This window comes from Gemmobacter fulvus (assembly GCF_018798885.1).
GTDB lineage: Bacteria > Pseudomonadota > Alphaproteobacteria > Rhodobacterales > Rhodobacteraceae > Gemmobacter > Gemmobacter fulvus.
Map to the genome: position 1 here is coordinate 2,427,005 of NZ_CP076361.1, position 20,018 is coordinate 2,447,022.

The 20,018-nt window shown below is 62.3% G+C and carries 21 protein-coding genes; 10 read left to right on the forward strand and 11 right to left on the reverse strand.

The annotated features are described in order from the left end of the window. Nucleotides 1–47: 47 nt before the first annotated feature. Complete coding sequence (locus KM031_RS11700; RefSeq protein ID WP_215504731.1) at nt 48–1,646, reverse strand: phosphoenolpyruvate carboxykinase; 1,599 nt, start codon at nt 1,644–1,646, stop codon at nt 48–50. A 347-nt stretch (nt 1,647–1,993) separates the two neighbouring features. Between KM031_RS11700 and KM031_RS11705 the strand changes: the two genes are divergently transcribed. From KM031_RS11705 to KM031_RS11735, 7 genes are read left to right on the forward strand one after another with little or no spacing between them, the layout of a single operon-like run. Beyond that, entirely contained in the window at nt 1,994–2,695 is a 702-nt protein-coding gene (locus KM031_RS11705; RefSeq protein WP_215504730.1) for a response regulator transcription factor, read from the forward strand. Between the two features lie 9 nt (nt 2,696–2,704). After that, a complete protein-coding gene (locus KM031_RS11710) occupies nt 2,705–4,396 on the forward strand; it encodes a sensor histidine kinase (protein ID WP_215504729.1) in 1,692 nt (563 codons plus the stop codon). Further along, nucleotides 4,396–4,827 carry an HPr kinase/phosphorylase gene (locus KM031_RS11715; RefSeq protein ID WP_215504728.1) on the forward strand — a complete coding sequence of 144 codons (432 nt, stop codon included), beginning with the start codon at nt 4,396–4,398 and terminating at the stop codon, nt 4,825–4,827. Before KM031_RS11710 ends, KM031_RS11715 begins: the two co-directional genes overlap by 1 nt. Next, nucleotides 4,827–5,741: an RNase adapter RapZ gene (gene rapZ / locus KM031_RS11720; protein ID WP_215504999.1), complete on the forward strand. Its 915-nt coding sequence runs from the start codon at nt 4,827–4,829 to the stop codon at nt 5,739–5,741. Before KM031_RS11715 ends, rapZ begins: the two co-directional genes overlap by 1 nt. 7 nt (nt 5,742–5,748) lie before the next feature. Beyond that, nucleotides 5,749–6,168: a PTS sugar transporter subunit IIA gene (locus KM031_RS11725; protein ID WP_215504727.1), complete on the forward strand. Its 420-nt coding sequence runs from the start codon at nt 5,749–5,751 to the stop codon at nt 6,166–6,168. Next, a complete protein-coding gene (locus KM031_RS11730; protein ID WP_215504726.1) occupies nt 6,165–6,434 on the forward strand; it encodes an HPr family phosphocarrier protein in 270 nt (89 codons plus the stop codon). The genes KM031_RS11725 and KM031_RS11730 overlap by 4 nt, the downstream gene beginning before the upstream one ends. Before the next feature lie 28 nt (nt 6,435–6,462). After that, nucleotides 6,463–7,317: a lysophospholipid acyltransferase family protein gene (locus KM031_RS11735; protein WP_371878993.1), complete on the forward strand. Its 855-nt coding sequence runs from the start codon at nt 6,463–6,465 to the stop codon at nt 7,315–7,317. A 7-nt stretch (nt 7,318–7,324) separates the two neighbouring features. Here the strand turns inward: KM031_RS11735 and KM031_RS11740 are convergent, their stop codons facing one another. Then, on the reverse strand, nt 7,325–8,200 hold the full coding sequence (locus KM031_RS11740) for a 3-hydroxybutyryl-CoA dehydrogenase (protein WP_215504724.1): 876 nt from the start codon (nt 8,198–8,200) through the stop codon (nt 7,325–7,327). A 152-nt stretch (nt 8,201–8,352) separates the two neighbouring features. On the opposite strand from KM031_RS11740, the gene KM031_RS11745 reads away from it, so the two are divergent. Next, entirely contained in the window at nt 8,353–9,183 is an 831-nt protein-coding gene (locus tag KM031_RS11745) for a DUF6473 family protein (protein ID WP_215504723.1), read from the forward strand. A 48-nt stretch (nt 9,184–9,231) separates the two neighbouring features. Here KM031_RS11745 and KM031_RS11750 read toward each other — a convergent pair whose 3' ends face one another. From KM031_RS11750 to KM031_RS11775, 6 genes are all read right to left on the reverse strand, one after another. After that, nucleotides 9,232–10,158: an electron transfer flavoprotein subunit alpha/FixB family protein gene (locus KM031_RS11750; protein WP_215504722.1), complete on the reverse strand. Its 927-nt coding sequence runs from the start codon at nt 10,156–10,158 to the stop codon at nt 9,232–9,234. Beyond that, a complete protein-coding gene (locus KM031_RS11755) occupies nt 10,158–10,919 on the reverse strand; it encodes an electron transfer flavoprotein subunit beta/FixA family protein (protein WP_215504721.1) in 762 nt (253 codons plus the stop codon). Before KM031_RS11755 ends, KM031_RS11750 begins: the two co-directional genes overlap by 1 nt. 153 nt (nt 10,920–11,072) lie before the next feature. After that, a complete protein-coding gene (locus KM031_RS11760; RefSeq protein WP_215504720.1) occupies nt 11,073–11,645 on the reverse strand; it encodes a cob(I)yrinic acid a,c-diamide adenosyltransferase in 573 nt (190 codons plus the stop codon). Further along, the gene (locus tag KM031_RS11765; RefSeq protein WP_215504998.1) at nt 11,645–11,854 is read right to left on the reverse strand and encodes a twin transmembrane helix small protein; all 210 of its coding nucleotides are present in this window, start codon (nt 11,852–11,854) and stop codon (nt 11,645–11,647) included. Before KM031_RS11765 ends, KM031_RS11760 begins: the two co-directional genes overlap by 1 nt. A gap of 69 nt (nt 11,855–11,923) precedes the next feature. Next, a complete protein-coding gene (locus KM031_RS11770; RefSeq protein WP_215504719.1) occupies nt 11,924–12,757 on the reverse strand; it encodes an SDR family NAD(P)-dependent oxidoreductase in 834 nt (277 codons plus the stop codon). Between the two features lie 78 nt (nt 12,758–12,835). Then, nucleotides 12,836–13,315 (reverse strand): SH3 domain-containing protein, encoded by a 480-nt coding sequence (locus KM031_RS11775; protein ID WP_215504718.1) that lies wholly within the window; start codon nt 13,313–13,315, stop codon nt 12,836–12,838. A gap of 135 nt (nt 13,316–13,450) precedes the next feature. On the opposite strand from KM031_RS11775, the gene KM031_RS11780 reads away from it, so the two are divergent. Then, nucleotides 13,451–15,754 (forward strand): DNA topoisomerase IV subunit A, encoded by a 2,304-nt coding sequence (locus KM031_RS11780; RefSeq protein WP_215504717.1) that lies wholly within the window; start codon nt 13,451–13,453, stop codon nt 15,752–15,754. Between the two features lie 83 nt (nt 15,755–15,837). Beyond that, nucleotides 15,838–16,698 carry a calcium-binding protein gene (locus KM031_RS11785; protein WP_215504716.1) on the forward strand — a complete coding sequence of 287 codons (861 nt, stop codon included), beginning with the start codon at nt 15,838–15,840 and terminating at the stop codon, nt 16,696–16,698. Nucleotides 16,699–16,738: 40 nt separating this feature from the next. Here the strand turns inward: KM031_RS11785 and KM031_RS11790 are convergent, their stop codons facing one another. From KM031_RS11790 to KM031_RS11800, 3 genes are all read right to left on the reverse strand, one after another. Further along, nucleotides 16,739–17,176: a hypothetical protein gene (locus KM031_RS11790; protein ID WP_215504715.1), complete on the reverse strand. Its 438-nt coding sequence runs from the start codon at nt 17,174–17,176 to the stop codon at nt 16,739–16,741. 53 nt (nt 17,177–17,229) lie between these two features. After that, nucleotides 17,230–18,309 (reverse strand): phenylalanine--tRNA ligase subunit alpha, encoded by a 1,080-nt coding sequence (gene pheS, locus KM031_RS11795; RefSeq protein ID WP_370879007.1) that lies wholly within the window; start codon nt 18,307–18,309, stop codon nt 17,230–17,232. 140 nt (nt 18,310–18,449) lie between these two features. Next, on the reverse strand, nt 18,450–19,862 hold the full coding sequence (locus KM031_RS11800; protein WP_215504714.1) for an alanine/glycine:cation symporter family protein: 1,413 nt from the start codon (nt 19,860–19,862) through the stop codon (nt 18,450–18,452). Nucleotides 19,863–20,018: the final 156 nt, after the last annotated feature.

Consider the following 20,018-nt stretch of genomic DNA (forward strand, 5'->3'; position numbering starts at 1 on the left):
AGGGCTGCGGCTTGTGCCGCAGCCCTTCTGGATCGGTGCAGCGGCGGTTAGCCGATGGCAGCGGCTTTCACATCGGCGTCGATGAACGGCACATACTGGCCGAAGTTATCGGCAAACATGCCCACCAGCTTGGCCGCCTGTGCATCATAGGCAGCCGCATCGGCCCAGGTGGCGCGCGGGTTCAGCAGGGTCGCATCCACGCCCGGCACAGAGACCGGCACGTCAAAACCGAAGTTCGGATCCTTGCGGAACTCGGCCTTCGAAAGCGAGCCGTCCAGCGCGGCGGTCAGCAGCGCGCGGGTGGCCTTGATCGGCATCCGCTTGCCGGTGCCGTGTTTGCCGCCGGTCCAGCCGGTGTTCACCAGCCAGCATTCGGCGCCGAACTGGGCGATCTTTTCCTGCAGCAGCTTGCCATAGACCTCGGGCCGACGCGGCATGAAGGGCGCGCCGAAGCAGGTCGAGAAGGTCGGCGTCGGCTCGGTCACGCCGCGCTCGGTGCCCGGGGTTTTCGAGGTGAAGCCGGACAGGAAGTGATACATCGCCTGTGCCGGGGTCAGCCGGGCGATGGGCGGCAGCACGCCGAACGCATCGCAGGTCAGCATGATCACGTTCTTCGGATGCCCGCCCAGCCCGGTGGCCGAGGCATTGGAGATATAGTCCAGCGGATAGGCACAACGCATGTTCTGCGTCAGGCTGCTGTCCTCGAAATCCAGCTCCAGCGTTTCGGGATCGTAGACCATGTTTTCGATCACGGTGCCGAACTTGTGGGTCGTGCCATAGATCTCCGGCTCGGCCTCGGCGCTCAGGCTGATGGTCTTGGCATAGCAGCCGCCTTCAAAGTTGAAAGTGCCCTTGCCGGACCAGCCATGTTCGTCATCCCCGATCAGGATGCGCGACGGATCGGCCGACAGCGTGGTCTTGCCGGTGCCCGACAGGCCAAAGAACACGGCGGCATCCTCGGGGTTGCCGATGGCGTGGTTGGCCGAGCAGTGCATCGGCATGATGCCTTTTTCGGGCAGCAGATAGTTCAGCAGCGTGAAGACCGACTTCTTGTTTTCGCCCGCATATTGCGTGTTGGCGATCAGGATGACCTTCTTGTCGAAGTTCAGCGAGATCACGGTCTCGGTGCGGCAGCCATGGCGGGCCGGATCGGCCTTGAAGCTGGGGCAGTTGATGATCGTCCATTGCGGAACGAAGCTGTCCAGCTCGGCCCGATCGGGGCGGCGCAGCAGATGGCGGATGAACAGGCCATGCCATGCCAGTTCTGTCACCACGCGCACGTCCAGCCGATGTTCGGCATCCGCGCCCGCATAGAGATCCTGCACAAAGTAGTCGCGGCCCTTCATATGGGCCAGCATGTCGGCGTGCAGGCGGTCAAAGGCCTCGGGGGCCATCGGGGCATTGTTTTCCCACCAGATGGTGTTTTCAACCGATGCCGTGCGGACCACGAATTTGTCTTTGGGCGAGCGTCCGGTAAATTGCCCGGTCGAGCAGAGAAACGCACCGCCCTTGCCCAGACGACCTTCGCCGCGCCGGACCGCCGCTTCGACCAGCGCCGGTTCGATGTCGTTGTAATAGACCGTTCCCAGCCCGCTGATACCTTGGGCTTCAAGGGTGTGGCTAGGGTTCACGCGTCCATTTGTCATTGTGCAAGCTCCCGGTGCCGCATGGCGGCGTCTTCAGGTTCAAATCGGCGGCCTGGGCCAAAGGGTCACCGGCCGACCCCGGTGAGCGGGTCGACACGCGCCCTATAACATGAGGATTTCGTGACGGAATAGGACGCTTTTGCACAGTTAGCGCAACCATCTCCGGTTTAGCGCAACCATTTTCCTCCAACGGGCAGGAGTGAGACAAATTAGCCATTCCTTGAGGGTTTTCGCATCGACTGAGCAGGTGCTCGGGGGGTGATTCGCAGTTTGATGTTGATTCTTGAGGATGGAAACGGAACAATGTTGTCAAAACTAGAACAATGAGCAGTACAGGAAAATCACAGATGTCGAGGATCGCCCTTGTGGACGACGACAGGAATATCCTGACGTCGGTTTCGATGACTCTTGAAGCGGAAGGCTTCGAGGTGGAAACCTATAATGATGGCCAGTCGGCCCTGGATGCCTTCAGCCGCCGCCTGCCGGACATGGCGGTTCTGGACATCAAGATGCCGCGGATGGATGGCATGGACCTGTTGCAGCGTCTGCGCCTGAAAACGACCATGCCGGTGATTTTCCTGACCTCGAAAGATGACGAGATCGACGAGGTTCTGGGTCTGCGCATGGGCGCGGATGATTATGTGAAAAAGCCGTTCTCGCAACGGCTTCTGGTCGAACGCATCCGCGCCCTGCTGCGGCGTCAGGAAGCGATTTCCACCGATGAGGTGGCTGTGACCGAAGAAACCAAGATCATGGAGCGCGGCTTCCTCAGGATGGACCCGCTGCGCCACTCGGTTGCGTGGAAAGGGCAGGATGTCTCTTTGACGGTGACGGAATTCCTGCTGCTTCAGGCACTTGCACAGCGACCGGGCTTTGTGAAAAGCCGCGATCAGCTGATGGATGTGGCCTATGACGATCAGGTCTATGTCGATGACCGCACCATCGACAGCCATATCAAGCGCCTGCGCAAGAAGATGCGTTCGGCAGACCCGGACTTCTCGGCGATCGAGACGCTGTATGGCATCGGTTATCGCTACAACGAGGAATGACGGCACAGCATGACTGCGGCGCAGCGTATCACCATGGGAAACAGTGAGCCTGTCCCTCGCAAGGGCGATGTTCTGCTGGGAGAAGACTGGGTGACGCCAGATGCGCTGGCGGAACAGGAGTTCCGGGCGGGGCGCGGGCGGCGTGGTCTGATGTCGCTCAACCGCTCGCCGCTGGCGCGCAAGATCGTGATTTTCAATATGATGGCAATTGTCATCATGGTGGCGGGGGTGCTGTTCCTGAACCCGTTCCGCGACAGCCTGGCCTTGCAGCGCGAACAGGGGTTGATCACCGAGACCGAGCTTGTCGCCAATATCTTTGAAGCGCAGCTTGCCGCCGAAGGCGGGCTGGCCGGGGCGCAGGCCACCTTGTCGAAGGTCGATCTCGGGCCGGGTGTCGAGGTTCACATCTTTGATGCGCAGGGCATGATCGTGGCGCAGGCCACCGGCGCTGCCCGCCCGATGCTGGCACCGGAGCGGTCCACCATCATCACCGATTCCCTGAACATGGTCTGGGATGGTGTCTCCAGGGTGCTGTCAGGCGGACGGAGTGCCAGCGATGCCCCCGATGGCGAGACGCTGGCGCGCGATCTGCTGGACCAGGCCAAGGCCGGGAAAACCGTGTCGAATACCGTGCAGGCCCCCGAGGGCGGCGCGCTGTTTTCTGTCGCCACGCCGATTGAGCTGGCAGGAGCGGTGCAGGGCGTGGTGGCGCTGACCTCCGCCGAGGGCGAGATTGACCGGCTGGTCCGCTATGAGCGGGAGCAGGTCTTGCAGATGTTCGTGATTGCGCTGCTCGTCTCGATTGGCCTCAGCCTCGTGCTGGCCTCGACCATTGCCAATCCGCTGTCTGATCTGGCGGCGGCTGCCGAACTGGGGCGCGACCGGGATGCCCGCAAGATGGCCCCCGGTCGGGTGCGGATCCCGGATCTGACGGCCCGCCCGGACGAGATCGGGCGCCTGTCGGTGGCGATGCGCGGCATGGTGGCCGCGCTCTATGACCGGATCGACGCGAACGAACAGTTTGCCGCCGATGTCTCGCATGAAATCAAGAACCCTCTGGCCAGCCTGCGCTCTGCCGTCGCCTCGCTGCATGTGGCGAAGCGCGATGACCAGCGCACCCGGCTGCTGGAAGTGATCGATCATGATGTGCGGCGGCTGGATCGCCTCGTCTCCGATATCTCCAATGCCTCGCGTCTGGACAGCGAGCTGGTGAAAGAGGAGGAGGAAGAGTTCAACCTGCTCAAGACCCTGGCGAATTTGTCGGAGTATTTGGGCCAGCAGGCACAGCAGCGCGGGGTGGAGTTCATCACCGATCTGCCCGCCGAACCGATCATGATCCGGGGGCTTGAGGCCCGGCTGGCGCAGGTGTTTGTCAATCTGATCACCAATGCGACCTCGTTCTGCGAAGAGGGTGATGCGGTGCGGGTCTGGGCACGCCAGCGCGACAACCGGGTGCTGATCGTGGTGGAGGATACCGGGCCGGGCATCCCGGAACAGGCGCTTACCAAAGTGTTCAAGCGGTTTTACTCTGAACGTCCGCAGGGTGATTTTGGCAATCACTCCGGTCTGGGGCTGGCGATTTCCAAACAGATCGTCGAGGCGCATGGCGGGGTGATCTGGGCCGAAAACATCCGCCCGACCCATGCCGACATCACTTCTGATCCACTGGGCGCGCGCTTCGTCGTCGGCCTGCCGGTCTGATGCCAGAGGGCGAGGCCGAAGCACTCTGGCACGCCAGCTGTGTGGCGGTCGGAGAGCGTGGCCTGCTGATCCACGGGCCTTCGGGGGCGGGCAAATCGGCGCTGGCGCTGAAGCTGATGGCACTGGGGGCGCAACTGGTTGCCGATGATCAGGTGCTGCTGCGCCGCGACGGGGCGGATGTGGTGGCGCGCTGCCCGCCGCAGATCCGCGGGCTGATCGAAGCGCGGGGCATGGGCCTGCTGCGGGCCACTGCGCGCGACGCGGTGCGGGTGGCGCTGGTGGTCGATCTGAGCCGCCAAGAGGATCACCGGCTACCGCCCCGCCATCACATCGCAGTGCTTGGGGTGACGTTGGACCTTGTGCTGGCGGTCCAGGCAGACCATTTTCCCTATGCACTCCTGCAATATTTGCGGGACGGACGGCAGGCATGATGAACAGACCAACGGATCCCCCACAGACGCATGAGCATGAATTGCTGCTGGTGACCGGCCCCTCTGGGGCAGGCCGCACCACGGCGATCAATGCGCTGGAGGATCTGGGGCATGAGGTGATCGACAACCTGCCGCTGAGCCTTGTGCCGCGCCTGATCGACGGGCCGCCACTGGGCCGTCCCATCGCGCTGGGCATCGACGTGCGCAACCGCGATTTCAACGCGACGGCGCTGATCGAACTGATCGACACGCTGACCGCCGATCCCCGCGTCATGCTGGAGCTGCTGTATCTGGATTGCGCGACCGGCGAGCTGATCCGGCGCTATTCCGAAACGCGCCGTCGGCATCCGCTGGCAGCCGAAGAAACGCCTGCGCAGGGGATCGAGCGGGAGATTGACCTGCTGGCGCCGATCCGCGTGCGTGCCGATCATCTGATCGACACAAGCGAGATGTCACCGCATGATCTGAAGGCCGAAATTGCGGAATGGTTTCACCGTGCCGGCGCGCCGGGCCTGTCGGTTTCGGTGCAGAGCTTCAGCTACAAGCGCGGCGTGCCCCGTGGGCTCGACATGATCTTCGATTGCCGGTTTCTGCAAAACCCGCATTGGGTGCCGGAGCTGCGGGCGCTGGATGGTCGGAACGAGACGGTGGTGCGGTATGTGACATCTGACCCGCGATTTGCGGAATTCCACGAAAGGTTGCGCGGGCTGCTGCTGTTTCTGCTTCCGGCGCAGAAGGCCGAGGGCAAAGCGCATCTGGCGATTGGCTTCGGGTGTACCGGGGGGCAACACAGATCGGTTGCCGTTGCAGAAATTATAGGCAATGCGCTTGCAGAAGCTGGCTGGTCAGTGTCAAAACGGCACAGGGAACTTGAACGCAGGTCCGCAGTTGCGCGACCTCAGGGATCTGGGTGATCGGGGTTTGATCGGAATCGTGATCGTGGCTCATGGCGGTTTGGCGCGGGAATATCTGTCCGCGGTCGAACATGTTGTCGGGCGGCAGGACGCAATGAGCGCGATCTCCATTGAGGATGATCACGACCGTGGCGCCAAATCGGCTGAAATCAGTGCAGCCGCAGATGCGGTGGACCAGGGCGAGGGTGTCGTGGTGGTGACGGATATGTTCGGCGGCTCGCCGTCGAACCTGTCGCTGCCGGCCTGTGCGGCCCGGAACCGCCGCATTCTGTATGGGGCTAATCTGCCGATGCTGATCAAACTGACCAAATCGCGCGATCTTCCGCTGGCAGAAGCGGTGAGCCTCGCCTTGGACGCCGGACGCAAGTATATAAACAGCCTTGATCTGGGGGGCGAGGCCGCTCCTGGGCAAGGGGGACAGGAATGACGAGTCGCAATCTGCGCATTGTGAACGAAAAAGGCCTGCACGCGCGGGCTTCGGCAAAGTTTGTCGAATGTGTCGAAGGGTTCGATGCCAGCGCCGAGGTCAGCAAGGATGGCATGACGGTGTCCGGCGATTCCATCATGGGCTTGCTGATGCTGGGCGCATCGCGCGGGACCAGCATTGATGTGGCGACGCAAGGCGCAGAGGCGCAGGCGCTTGCCGACGCGCTGGAAAAGCTGGTGGCCAACCGCTTTGGTGAAGACCATTGACGCGCCAGAGCCAGTGGACGGTGTTGTTTTGACCGAACCGACAAAGGTGACGGGGAAGGCCGAGCGGACCTATGACATGCGCAGGCTGTCATATGCCGGCACCTTCACCAATCCGTTCAAGGCGGGGGCGATCCGCAGCATTGAATGGCTGACGGCCAAGGTGACATTGTTGCGGTTGATCCGGCAGTTCGAACGGTCGGGCGCGCCGTTCGGGGCGCCATTCTGGCCCAAGGCCATCGCGCAGATGGGGATCGACATTCAGACCCCGGCGGAAGAAATCGCCCGCATCCCGGCCACTGGCCCGGTGGTGGTGGTGGCAAACCATCCGCATGGTCTGGTGGATGGCATGGTGATGGCCGAGATGGTCACGCGGGTGCGGCCGGATTTCAAGATCCTGACGCGCTCTCTGTTGACCGGCATCCCCGAGATCGAGGAATTCATGATCCCCGTGCCTTTCCCGCATGAAGACAATGCGCGCGAACTGGGGCTGGAGATGCGCAATCAGACCATGGCGCATCTGAAGCGTGGCGGGCTGATCATACTGTTTCCGGCGGGCAAGGTGGCCTGTTCCGAAGGCTGGTTCGGACCGGCGATCGAGCCGGAGTGGAACCCGTTCACGCATAAGATGATCATGCGCAGCGGTGCCACGGTGGTGCCGATCCATTTCACCGGCCAGAATTCGCGCGCCTATCAGATTGCCAACAAGCTCTCCTCGACAGTGCGGCAAGGCCTGCTGCTGTATGAGATCAAACGGGCTCTGTTCAAACCGCAGCGCCCACATATCGGGCATCCGATTCCCGCCGAGGTATTGAAGCAGTGGGAAAACAACCCGCGCGGCTTTCTGGCCTGGCTGCGCGAGTTGACGCTGTCTTTGGGGCGTTGACCGGATCCTAGCGGGTGGGAACCGGCGTTTCGCCGCGATAGTCATAAAAGCCACGACCCGTCTTTCGGCCAAGCCAACCGGCTTCGACATATTTGGTCAGCAGCGGGCAGGGGCGGTATTTGGTATCAGCCAACCCTTCATGCAGCACGTTCATGATGGCAAGGCAGGTATCCAGCCCGATGAAATCCGCCAGCTCCAGCGGCCCCATCGGATGGTTCGCGCCCAGCTTCATGGATTCGTCGATGGATTTGACCGAACCGACTCCTTCATACAGCGTATAGACCGCCTCGTTGATCATCGGCATCAGGATGCGGTTCACGATGAAGGCGGGGAAGTCTTCGGCAGAGGCCGCGGTCTTGCCCAGCTTGCCCACCACGGCCAGCAAGGTCTCATAGGTTTCGACATCGGTGGCGATGCCGCGGATCAGTTCGACCAACTGCATCACCGGCACCGGGTTCATGAAGTGGAACCCCATGAACTTTTCGGGCCGGTCGGTGCGCGAGGCCAACCGCGTGATCGAAATCGACGAGGTGTTCGAGGTCAGGATCGTCGTGGGTTTCAGATGCGGCAGCAGGGCATCAAAGATCTGCTGCTTGACGGTTTCCTTTTCGGTCGCCGCCTCGATCACCAGATCGGTCTGGCCCAGATCGGCCAGCGTCATCGTGGTCTTGATCCGGGCCATCGCGGCGGCCTTGTCTTCGGCGCTCACCTTGCCGCGGCTGACCTGGCGTTCGATGTTTTTATCAATGATGGCAATGGCTTTGGTCAGCCCCTCTGCGCTGACGTCGTTCAGCAACACCTCATAGCCCGCCAATGCGAACACATGCGCGATGCCATTGCCCATCTGACCCGCCCCGACAATGCCGACCGTTTCGATTGCCATGCCTATCTCCCCAATCATCGGGCGAACCTTATGCGCCGGATGACCCCCGGCGCAAGACCGGATCGGTTGTGGCGGCCTGCTGCCGTTAGCCATTTGGCAAGGGGTTTGCGGCAAAGTGAGTCTCGGGTGACTGAGAAACTTGGGTGGGTGCAATGGTCTATGCGTATCAGGGCGAGGGGGCCCTGGATTATTTTCCGTGCCGGTATGGCACATCGAAACTGCTGTTCCGGGGGCCGCGCCGGTCTCTGGAGCCGCCCTATATTGCCGTGCTAGGGGGCACGGAAACCTATGGCAAATTCGTGCCGCATCCCTATCCCGCGCTGGTGGAGCGGGCGACAGGGCTGCGCCTGGTCAATCTTGGCGCGGTCAATGCCGGGCTTGATGTCTATCTGAATGATCCGGAGATTCTGGGCATTAGCTCTGCTGCCCATCTGACAGTGGTGCAGATTGTCGGGGCGCAGAATCTGTCGAATCGCTTCTATGCCGTGCATCCGCGGCGCAATGACCGGTTTCTGGGGGCGACGCCCGTGTTGAAATCCCTGTATCGCGAGGTGGATTTTACCGAGTTCAATTTTACCCGGCATATGGTGCAGAGCCTGCAACGGGTGTCGGCAGAGCGGTTCGAGATCGTGGCGCAGGAATTGCGCAACAGTTGGGTCAGCCGGATGGCCGCACTGCTGGAGCGGATCGGCGGCAAGACCCTGCTGTTGTGGATCGGCGCCGCCGCGCCAGCCCCCGTGCTCGGGCCTGCAGATCTGGGCCGGGATCCGCTGCTGGTCGATGCGGCCATGGTCGCGGCCGTCAAAAGCCGTGCCACGGCCTATCTGGAGGTGCTCTACCCGCCCGTCTCTGACCCGCCTGTGGGCGAGGGGCTGCGCTATGCAACGCTGGATGCGCCTGCGGCAGAGGGCGTTCCGGGGGCGGGTGTGCATGAGACCATTGCGGCGGCCCTGGCACAGACCCTTGCCAAGCTGCTGGGGTAACAAAAAAGGCCGCCCGAAGGCGGCCTTTTCAAAATGTGGTGCGTGGGATCAGAGCTTGGCAATCAGCTCTGGCACGGCGGTGAACAGGTCTGCCACAAGGCCGTAATCCGCCACCTGGAAAATCGGGGCTTCTTCGTCCTTGTTGATGGCAACAATGACCTTGCTGTCTTTCATCCCGGCAAGGTGCTGGATCGCACCCGAAATGCCGACCGCGACATAAAGCTTGGGAGCCACAACCTTGCCGGTCTGCCCCACTTGCCAGTCATTCGGGGCATAGCCCGAATCGACTGCCGCGCGGGATGCGCCAACGGCAGCGCCGAGCTTGTCCGCCAGCGAGGAGATCAGGGCGAAATCGGCTTCGGAGCCAACGCCGCGCCCGCCCGACACCACGATCCCGGCCGAGGTCAGCTCGGGGCGGTCAGAGGTGGCGACCTTGTCTTCGACCCAGGCCGAAAGATCAGCCGCCGTGGCGCCCGAAATCGGCTCCACCGCAGCCGCGCCGGTATTGCCAACAGCGGCAAATGCGGCGGTGCGCACAGTGAACACTTTCACCTTGTCGGTGGATTTTACGGTCTGAATGGCGTTCCCGGCATAGATCGGGCGCTCGAACGTGTCGGCGTCGATCACGGCGGTCACATCGGTCAGCACCATGACATCCAGCAGGGCGGCGACGCGCGGCAGGACGTTCTTGGAAAACGCCGTCGCCGCAGCCGCGATATGGCTGTAGCCACCGGCCAGACCCACGATCAGGGCAGCGGTGGGTTCAGCCAGGCCGTGGCAATAGCTGTGATCCCCGGCGAACAGCACCTTGGACACGCCATCAAGCTTGGCGGCCTCGGCTGCGGCGGCATCGCCACCCTCGCCTGCCACCAGCACATGCACATCGCCCAGCGATTTTACCGCTGCAAGCGTCTTGGCCACCGCATCGGTGGCAAGCTGCCCGTTGTTCACATCGGCAAGCAGAAGAACACCCATCAGATCACCCCTGCTTCATCTTTGAGTTTCGCAATCAGCTCGTCGACCGATGCCACCTTCACGCCAGCCTTGCGGCCAGCCGGTTCGGTGGTCTTGATCACGGTCAGGCGCGGGGTGACATCGACGCCGTAATCGGCGGCGGTCTTTTCCTCCAGCGGCTTTTTCTTGGCCTTCATGATGTTCGGCAGCGAGGCATAGCGCGGCTCGTTCAGGCGCAGGTCCACGGTGACAACGGCGGGCAGCTTCACCTTGATGGTCTGCAAGCCGCCATCCACTTCGCGCGTCACCACGGCATTGTCGCCCTCAACGGCCAATTCGCTGGCGAAGGTTGCCTGCGACCAGCCGAGCAGCGCCGACAGCATCTGGCCGGTGGCGTTCATGTCATTGTCGATGGCTTGTTTGCCGGTCAGCACCAGGCCGGGGGCCTCGTCCTTGATCACGGCGGCCAGCAGCTTGGCCACGGCCAGCGGCTCGACGTCGGTATGCACATCCGAGGCGGCTTCGATCAGGATGGCCCGATCTGCGCCCATCGCCAGCGCGGTGCGCAGCGTTTCCTGGCTTTGTTTCACGCCGATCGACACTACCACGATCTCGGACGCGACGCCCTTTTCCTTCAGGCGGATCGCCTCTTCCACTGCGATTTCGTCAAACGGGTTCATCGACATCTTCACATTCGCAAGATCGACCCCGCTGCCATCCGCTTTCACGCGAACTTTCACGTTATAGTCAATCACGCGTTTGACAGGCACCAAAACCTTCATCAGCGGCAATCTCCTAGTTTCCAGACCCCAAGCGGGGCCTCCCAAGCTCTCCGCTGCGTTGTTAGCCCGTGAATGGCGCGGAAAACAATCCAAAAGCGACGCGCTGCGACGCCACGACGCCGCGTTATTTACCTGACGTAAGGTCTTGCAGGATCAGCGGGTCAGCCCCGGCACCCAAAGCACGTCCTTGCGGCCATCGTCATTGGCGATGCGGGCGGCGACAAAGAACCAATCACTGAGCCTGTTCAGATATTTGACGGCTTCGGCATTGATGTCTTCCATGGTGGCCAGTTCCACCACCAGCCGTTCGGCGCGGCGCGAAACGGTGCGGCACAGATGCAGATGGGCGGCCAGCGCAGAGCCGCCGGGAAGGATAAAGCTTCGCAGCGGTTCGAGATTTGCGTTCATCGCATCAATCTCGGCCTCCAGTCGCGCGACCTGCGATTCGATGACACGCAGCGGCGTGTAGCCTGCCTCGTGATCGCGGGCCATGTCAGGGCGGCAGAGATCGGCGCCCAGATCGAACAGATCGTTCTGGATGCGTTGAAGCGCCTCGTCCATGGCACCGCTGGCGTGCAGACGGGCAAGACCCAGCGTGGCATTGGTTTCATCCACCGTGCCATAGGCCGTGACGCGCAGCGAGTGTTTCGCGACGCGCACGCCATTGCCAAGCGCCGTTTCGCCCGCATCGCCGGTTTTGGTGTAGATCTTTGACAGAACGACCATCAGTTCCCCCCGCGGCTGCGGATATAGGCAAAGGCGACAATCAGGATCACCGCCAAGGCCTGCGCCGCGATTCTGTAGCGCATCAGCCGGTTTGCATGTTTGCGGTTGAACTCGCCGCCCTTGGCGAAGCCACCGATGCCGATCATCAGGATAATCAGCACGCCAAATGATGCAAGCGCGGCAACGATGAACAGCGGATCCTTGAGCAGCATGGTGTTCCCTTTCGCAATTGGCCGAGATGTAGCGGCTTTACATGGAAAGGCGAGGGCTTTGTTGTCTCAGCTGCGGGCGATCAGCCAGTCGAGCAGGCGTGTGGGCAGGATGCGGCGGGCAAAGCCCATCAGATGCGTGGCCTTGGTCACATAATAACGCGGCCTGGGCCGGGGGCTTTCCAGCGCATGAATCAGCTTGGCGGTAACGGCTGAACAGGGCAGCTCGAACGGGTCCGGGCCGGTTTTCGGATGATACAGGCGGCTCAGCAGGCTGCGGTATTCCTCGGACCGGGCAGAGCTTTCCCACTTCACCCATTTTTCGAAATGCGGGATGGAATTCTGCCGGATCAGGGTGGGAATCGGGCCGGGTTCGATCAGGATCACGGCAATGCCGGTGCCGCGCATCTCAACCCGCAGCACATCGGTCAGCCCTTCCATGGCGAATTTGGTGGCCACATAGGCACCGCGCCAGCGCATGCCGACCAGACCCAGAACCGAAGAGCAGTTGATGATGCGCCCGGCGCCCTGTTCCCGCATCATCGGGATCACCCGGCGGGTCAGATCGTGATACCCGAACAGATTGACCTCGAAAATCTCGCGCAGCGCGCTGCGGGGCAGATCCTCGACAGCGCCGGGGCAGGCATAGGCCCCATTGTTGTAAAGCGCATCCAGCGTGCCGCCGGTGCGCGCCTTCACCTCTGCGACCGCCGCTTCGATCGAGGCCTCGTCGCTGTAATCGAGCAGAAAGCTTTCCAGCCCTTCTGATTGGAGCCGGTCACAATCAGCCTGCTGCCGACAGGTGGCAAAGACACGCCAGCCGCGCGCCTTCAGGCCACGGGCGGCATCATAGCCGATCCCCGAAGAACAGCCGGTGATCAGAATGGTACGGGGGGATGACATCAACTGCTCCGGGGTTTTTCTCCCGGTTACGGCTTTTGCACCGCTAGCGCAATCATGCCAGAGTTGGGCAGGCGCGGATCAGGGCGCGGCCGTCGCGAGGAATTCGCCGGAAATGAATCCCTCCACGCCATCGCCTTCGATCAGGATGCGCGCCCAGCCATTGTCCTCGGTCCAGATCACAAGCGCCGCCTCGCCGCGTGTCAGTTTTCCAACCACGGGAAATTCGGTCGACGGCCCTTCGCGCACATTCACCGACCGGGCGGTGATATAGCGAATCTCGCCGCCGCTGGTCGGGGCAGGGGCCTCGGTCTGGGTCGCAGCCGGGCTGACCAGCGGCAGAATCAGCGGCATCTCGGGCTGCGCTTCGGGTTCGGGGGTAAAGCTGGCCTGCGTCACAAGGGGCTGCACCGGCGCGACTGCGGGCTCTGCGCTGGCCTGGGCGGGTGCCGGATCGTTTTGCAGCGCGGCCAGACCGGGGCGAAGCTGGCCGTAATCCCGCCCGCCGACGAGCATCACGACAAACAAGGCAGCACACAGAAGAAGGATCAAACGCAGCATGGGGCACCTGGAATCACTGGGAATGATCGGGGTCTATCACGGAAGTTTACGCTTTCGTGTGGAAAAAGTCCGCTCTTTTTCCCCCGCAGATAAAAGCGGCTGGACCGGCGCACGGCCTGCGATTACACCACATCCATGACCAAAAAGACCGATGACCCCAAGATCGAGCCCGTCCTGCATTCGGAGCCGCTGCGCCGTGCCATTGGCGAGCGCTATCTGACCTATGCGCTGTCCACGATCATGCACCGGGCGCTGCCCGATGCGCGGGATGGATTGAAGCCGGTTCATCGGCGGATCCTTTATGCCATGCGGGAACTCAGGCTCTCGCCCACCGGCGGGTTCCGCAAATCGGCCAAGATTTCGGGCGATGTGATGGGGAACTATCACCCCCATGGCGATGCGGCGATCTATGATGCGATGGCGCGTCTGGCGCAGGATTTCAACGTCCGCTATCCGCTGGTCGACGGGCAGGGCAACTTCGGCAATATCGACGGCGATAACCCCGCCGCCAGCCGCTATACTGAAGCCCGTCTGACCGCGATTGCCGAAACTTTGATGGAAGGGCTGGCGGAAAACGCGGTCGACTTCCGCCCCAATTACGACGGTACGCTGGAAGAGCCGGTGGTGATGCCTGCCGCCTTCCCCAATCTTCTGGCCAATGGGTCCAGCGGGATTGCGGTGGGCATGGCGACCAATATCCCGCCGCACAACCTGCACGAACTGATCGACGCCTGTCAGTTGATGCTCAAGCGCCCCGATGCCTCGGATGACGAGGTGGTGGCGCTGGTGCCCGGCCCCGATTTCCCGACCGGCGGCGTGATCGTGGAGCCGCGCGAGAATATCCTTGAAGCCTACCGCACCGGGCGCGGCGCGTTCCGGCTGCGCGCGCGCTGGCAGGTCGAGGATCTGGGCCGCGGCATGTGGCAGATCATTGTCACCGAAATTCCGTATCAGGTGCAGAAGTCCAAGCTGATCGAACGTCTGGCAGAGCTGATCCAGACCAAGAAAGTGCCGGCCCTGGCCGATGTGCGCGACGAGTCCGCCGATGACATCCGCATCGTGCTGGAACCGCGCGTGCGCACGGTGGAACCTGACATGCTGATGGGGATGCTGTTCAAGAACAGCGATCTGGAGATCCGCTTCAGCCTGAACATGAACGTGCTGATCGACGGGCGGGTGCCGCGCGTCTGTTCGCTGAAAGAGGTGCTGCGCGCCTTCCTCGATCACCGCCGCGAGGTTTTGCAGCGCCGCACCACCCACCGGATCGAAAGGATCGACCATCGGCTAGAGATTCTGGAAGGGTTCATCATCACCTTCCTGAACCTCGACCGGGTGATCGACATCATTCGCTATGACGAAGACCCCAAACGCGCCCTGATGGCCGAACACTGGGGCCGCAAGCACAAGCGCGCCACGTCGGAGGCCGATTATGTCGCCCCGGCACCGGGGGCGGGCGCGCTGACCGAGGTTCAGGCCGAGGCCATTCTCAACATGCGTCTGCGCAGCCTGCGCAAGCTGGAAGAGATGGAACTGGTGGCAGAGCGTGATGCGCTGCGGGCTGAACGGGCCGATCTGTCAGAGCTGATGGCAAGCGACATCTTGCAATGGAAGCGCATCGGCAAGGATCTGGCCGATATCCAGAAGCAATTCGGCAAAGGCGCTGCGGGCGGCGCCCGGCGCAGCACCTTTGCAGACATGGCCGATGTGGAAGACGTGCCCTACGAGGCGATGATCGAACGGGAACCGATCACGGTCATCTGCTCCAAGATGGGCTGGATCCGCGCCATGAAGGGCCATGTCGCGCTGGATACCGAGGTGAAGTTCAAGGATGGCGACGAGGGCCGCTTCATCTTCCATGCCGAGACGACCGACCGGATTCTGCTGATCGGCGCCAATGGCCGGTTCTATACGCTGATCGGGGCCAATCTGCCCGGCGGGCGGGGTATGGGCGAGCCGGTGCGCCTGATGGTCGATCTGCCGAATGACAGCGAAATCACCGATCTGATGATCTGGCGCGCGGCGGAAAAGCTGCTGGTGGCCTCGACCGCCGGGGACGGTTTTGTCGTGCCCTCCGAAGAGGTTGTGGCGCAGACCCGCGCGGGCAAGCAGGTTCTGACGGTGAAGGACGGGGTGAAAACTGCCCTGTGCCGCCGTGTGCAGGGCGACCATGTGGCTGTTGTCGGCGAAAACCGCAAACTGCTGGTGTTCCCGCTGGCAGAGCTGCCCGAAATGGCCAAGGGCAAGGGCGTGCGCTTGCAGAAATACAAGGATGGCGGCCTGTCTGATGCCATCACCTTTGTGCTGGCCCAGGGGCTGAGCTGGAAAGACCCGGCAGGGCGGACGCGGCTGGAGGCCGATCTGGCGCAGTGGCGCGGCGCACGGGCCTCTGCCGGAGCGATGGCCCCGCGTGGCTTCCCGCGCGACAACCAATTCAATTGAGCGGATCGGGCGGATACGAAACGATTGCGGAATCCTGATCTGCGCGCCTAATCTCTGGACGGGATAGAAAAGGGGAATACTCCATGGCTGTTTTTACCTTCACAGCAGTTGGCCGCGATTGGGCAAATATTGATCTTTTGTCCGTGCGCAACGATTTCGTCGACACCGTATTCGACAGCAAGCGGGAGACCTTCAGCAGTTCCGCAATCCGCCTGTTTTACGATGATGCGACCATCACCTTCGGCGGCAGGGGCTTTGCCGGCGTGTTTATCGGCGGCGAACTTGCCGATGTGACGGCGGGCACGCTGACATCGCTTTTTGTGGATCTTCCGGGCGGGCAGCGCCCCATCAGCATGACGGGCGGCGCTGTGAATGGCGTGCGCTTCTTTGACCTGCTGGAGGCCGGAAATTCGACTGGAAGCTTCAACCTGCTGTTTGCCGGAAATGACCGCGTGACGGGCGGAACCGGCAATGACCGTCTGTTTGGCCACACCGGCAATGACACCGTTGTCGGTGGGGCCGGTGGCGATACCCTGCTGGGCGATGCGGGCAAGGACCGGCTTGAAGGCGGTGCCGGGGCAGATGTGCTGGCTGGCGGCCTTGGGGTTGACCGCCTGCTGGGCGGAAAAGGCGCGGATTACTTTGTCATTGCATCCCGCGCTGGTGAGCGTCATGCCGACGTGATCGTCGATTTCAACAGGGCGGTTGACGAGATCACGCTCGACAATGACTTCCTGACCGCGCTGACGGTTTCCGGCGCGCTGGATGCGGATGCGTTCTTTGCAGGACGCGCTGCGCGCGATGCCGAGGACCGTATCATCTATCAAAAGTCCACCGGCAGCATCTATTATGATGCGGATGGCGTGGGCGGCGCAGGCAAACTGCTGATTGCCGAGGTCAAGGATGGCTTGCAGCTGTCGGCGGACGATTTCTTCGTGATCTGAGCGTTTTTCCTGTCGGCACGCCGCGTGCGTGCCGACAGGATCATTGACCGATCAATGTGCAGTGTATCGCATGGGTTTTGCCCGCAAGCTCTGCAACCGGGCCGGAGACCAGCCCGCAGTCCAGCAGATTGTCCTCGAACACCTGACGCGCGGTATAGACATTCACCGTCAGCATCGGGTCTTTGACCAGGGACAGCGGCAGGCCATCCCGCGCCCCGCCCAGTATGATCGTCTGATCCACCGGAGCGACGACATAGGTTTCACTGCCCAGATCCACCAACCCGATCTCGTTGGCACGACCCTTGCCCGCGGCAGTCGGCTCTCCCTCATACCAGACGGTGACCGTCACCATTTCATGGCTGTCGGCAATCTTGCTGCGGGCCGCCGCGTCAAAGCTGAGGTTGAGCGTGACGGGCGAGGTATCGGCCAGAGCGGGAAGGCTGGTCAGCATCAGCAGAAGCGGGGCGAGGTGCCGCATGGTCGGGCCTCTTCCATGGCAAAATGACAAGGGCGCCCGCAGGCGCCCCCGAATCAACGGCTCAATCCGCCCGGCAGGTCGGGCATATCCAGCGGCGAGAAGCCGTAGTGGCGCAGCCAGCGCAGATCGCCCTCAAAGAAGGCGCGCAGGTCGGGGATGCCGTATTTCAGCATGGCGATGCGGTCGATGCCCATGCCGAAGGCAAAGCCCTGCCATTTGTCGGGATCAATGCCGCCAGCCGCAAGCACCTTGGGGTGCATCATGCCAGAGCCGAGGATTTCCATCCACTTGTCGCCCTCGCCGATCTTCAGCTGACCACCGACATTGGAATAGCGGATGTCGACCTCGGCCGAGGGTTCGGTGAAGGGGAAGTGGCTGGCGCGGAAGCGCAGCTCCACCTTGTCCACCTCGAAGAACGCGCGGCAGAATTCTTCCAGCACCCATTTCAGGTTCGCCATGCTGATGTCGCGGTCGATGGCCATGCCTTCGACCTGATGGAACATCGGCGTATGGGTCTGATCCATATCCATGCGGTAGACGCGGCCCGGCGCGATCACGCGGATCGGCGCACCCTGATCCAGCATGGCGCGGATCTGCACCGGCGAGGTGTGGGTGCGCAGCACATGCGGCGGACGGGTGTCATCTGCGGCACGGTTCATGAAGAACGTGTCATGTTCCTGCCGCGCCGGATGTTCCGGCGGAATGTTCAGCGCATCGAAATTGTACCAGTCGCTTTCGACCTGCGGCCCTTCGGCCACCGAAAACCCCATATCGGCAAAAATCGCGGTCAGCTCGTCCATCACCTGCGATACAGGGTGGATGGAGCCAACCCGGCGCGGGCGGCCCGGCAAGGTGACATCCAGCCATTCGGCCTTCAGGCGGGCATCCAGAGCGGCATCCGCCAGCCCGGATCTGCGGGCGCGCAGGGCGGCGTCGATCTCGTCCTTGACAACATTGAGCGCAGCCCCGGCTACTTGCCGTTGCGCGGCCTCCATCTGGCCGAGTTCCCGCATCTTCAGGCTGATCTCGCCCTTCTTGCCAAGTGCCGCCAGACGCACCTCTTCCAGTGCCGCCTCATCGGTCGCACCGGCGATGGCCTCGATATACTTGCCACGCAGTTCGGTCAGGTCCATGTCAGCCTCCGTTTTCTTGGCGTCGGTGCTAGCGGGGAAGGGGCTGATTTGCAAGGCAGTGCAGACATGCGCAATCGCAGGGCCTGAAAGAACAAAGGCCCCGCCTAAGCGGGGCCTGTGCCGGATGTTTGCCGGTGGGCTTATTTCCAGATGCCGTGATCCACACCTTTGGCAATGCCCGGATGATCCGCGATGTGGAACTTGGGCAGCTTGCCAGCCTTGCGCTGTGCCAGATAATCGCGCGTCAGCACCGTGACAGTGCCGGACAACGCCAGAATGGCGATCAGGTTGATCGTTGCCATCAGCCCCATTGAGGCATCGGCGAAATCAAACACCGTGGTAACGGCCTGCAAGGCGCCCCAGACCACCATGATCAGCACAAGGCAGCGCAGCGCCATGATGGCCGAGGCATTGCCCAGCCCCAGGAAGACCATCGCGCTTTCGCAATAGGCGTAGTTGCCGATGATGGTGGTGAAGGCAAAGAAGAAGATGGCCGCCGCCACGAACCACGCACCCATCGGGCCGAAGTGATGGACAAGCGCCTGTTGCGTCAGCGCGGTTCCGGTCACGCCGCTGCCCGGCTCCAGCACGCCCGACAGCAGGATCATCACGGCGGTGGCGGTGCAGATCAGGATGGTGTCGATGAACACACCCAGAGCCTGCACAAAGCCCTGGCTGGACGGGTGGTGCGGGTCGGGAGTTGCCACGGCGGCGATATTCGGTGCCGAACCCATGCCCGCCTCGTTCGAGAACAGCCCGCGTTTTACCCCGTTCAGCATCGCAGCGGCGACGCTGCCTGCCACGCCGCCCGCCGCCGGGCCAAAGCCAAAGGCGCTGGCAACAATGTCACCCAGAACGCCGGGCACGGCTGTGATGTTCATCGCCAGAACGATGATGGCGAGCAGCAGATAGGCCCCGGCCATGAATGGCACCACGACCTCGGCGACGCGGGCAATCTGGCGGATGCCGCCAAAGATCACCACGGCGGTCAGCGCGGCAATGCCAAGGCCCATGCCCAGCTTGGGGATGCCAAACGCACCGGCAAAGGCATCCGCAATCGAATTGGCCTGAACCGCGTTGAACACCAGCCCGAAGGAGATGATCAGGCAGACCGAAAACACAGCACCCAGCCACGGCAGGCCAAGCCCTTTGGAGATGTAGAAGGCCGGGCCGCCGCGATACATGCCGTTCGGGCCATGTGTCTTGTACAACTGCGCGAGCGCGCTTTCTGCATAGGCGGTCGCCATGCCGACAAGTGCCACCATCCACATCCAGAAAATCGCACCGGCACCGCCCAGATACAGGGCCACCGCAACACCGGCGATATTGCCGGTGCCGACCCGTGAGGCCAGGCTGACGGTCAGCGCCTGAAACGGCGAAATGCCGTCCTTGTCGGTTGCATTGGAGCCGACCACACAGCGCAGCATTTCCCCGAAATGCCGGAACTGCAAAAAGCCGAGCCGGATGGTGAAGAACGCCCCCACAGCCAGCAGGCCATAGATCAGGACATAGCCCCAGAACACTGTATTGAGAAAACCGATGAGTGCTGTCACGCAAATACTCCTTGTCAACTGGCGGAGCGGGGGAGACCCCGAAAGGAGCGGCCCGGATCGGGGCGGCTCTGCCTTTTACCCATGCACGGTTTCGTGATCCGGGCCAATTGCAAACTTGTATCCGGCGCGCCGAATTTACGCCTTATGCGTGTGCAA

Coding starts and splice junctions, on each gene's coding strand:
- KM031_RS11700 (WP_215504731.1), bottom strand. CDS start 1,646: ATGACAAATGGACGCGTGAACCCTAGCCACACCCTTGAAGCCCAAGGT.
- KM031_RS11705 (WP_215504730.1), top strand. CDS start 1,994: ATGTCGAGGATCGCCCTTGTGGACGACGACAGGAATATCCTGACGTCG.
- KM031_RS11710 (WP_215504729.1), top strand. CDS start 2,705: ATGACTGCGGCGCAGCGTATCACCATGGGAAACAGTGAGCCTGTCCCT.
- KM031_RS11715 (WP_215504728.1), top strand. CDS start 4,396: ATGCCAGAGGGCGAGGCCGAAGCACTCTGGCACGCCAGCTGTGTGGCG.
- rapZ (WP_215504999.1), top strand. CDS start 4,827: ATGAACAGACCAACGGATCCCCCACAGACGCATGAGCATGAATTGCTG.
- KM031_RS11730 (WP_215504726.1), top strand. CDS start 6,165: ATGACGAGTCGCAATCTGCGCATTGTGAACGAAAAAGGCCTGCACGCG.
- KM031_RS11740 (WP_215504724.1), bottom strand. CDS start 8,200: ATGGCAATCGAAACGGTCGGCATTGTCGGGGCGGGTCAGATGGGCAAT.
- KM031_RS11745 (WP_215504723.1), top strand. CDS start 8,353: ATGGTCTATGCGTATCAGGGCGAGGGGGCCCTGGATTATTTTCCGTGC.
- KM031_RS11750 (WP_215504722.1), bottom strand. CDS start 10,158: ATGGGTGTTCTTCTGCTTGCCGATGTGAACAACGGGCAGCTTGCCACC.
- KM031_RS11755 (WP_215504721.1), bottom strand. CDS start 10,919: ATGAAGGTTTTGGTGCCTGTCAAACGCGTGATTGACTATAACGTGAAA.
- KM031_RS11760 (WP_215504720.1), bottom strand. CDS start 11,645: ATGGTCGTTCTGTCAAAGATCTACACCAAAACCGGCGATGCGGGCGAA.
- KM031_RS11770 (WP_215504719.1), bottom strand. CDS start 12,757: ATGTCATCCCCCCGTACCATTCTGATCACCGGCTGTTCTTCGGGGATC.
- KM031_RS11775 (WP_215504718.1), bottom strand. CDS start 13,315: ATGCTGCGTTTGATCCTTCTTCTGTGTGCTGCCTTGTTTGTCGTGATG.
- KM031_RS11780 (WP_215504717.1), top strand. CDS start 13,451: ATGACCAAAAAGACCGATGACCCCAAGATCGAGCCCGTCCTGCATTCG.
- KM031_RS11785 (WP_215504716.1), top strand. CDS start 15,838: ATGGCTGTTTTTACCTTCACAGCAGTTGGCCGCGATTGGGCAAATATT.
- KM031_RS11790 (WP_215504715.1), bottom strand. CDS start 17,176: ATGCGGCACCTCGCCCCGCTTCTGCTGATGCTGACCAGCCTTCCCGCT.
- pheS (WP_370879007.1), bottom strand. CDS start 18,309: ATGGACCTGACCGAACTGCGTGGCAAGTATATCGAGGCCATCGCCGGT.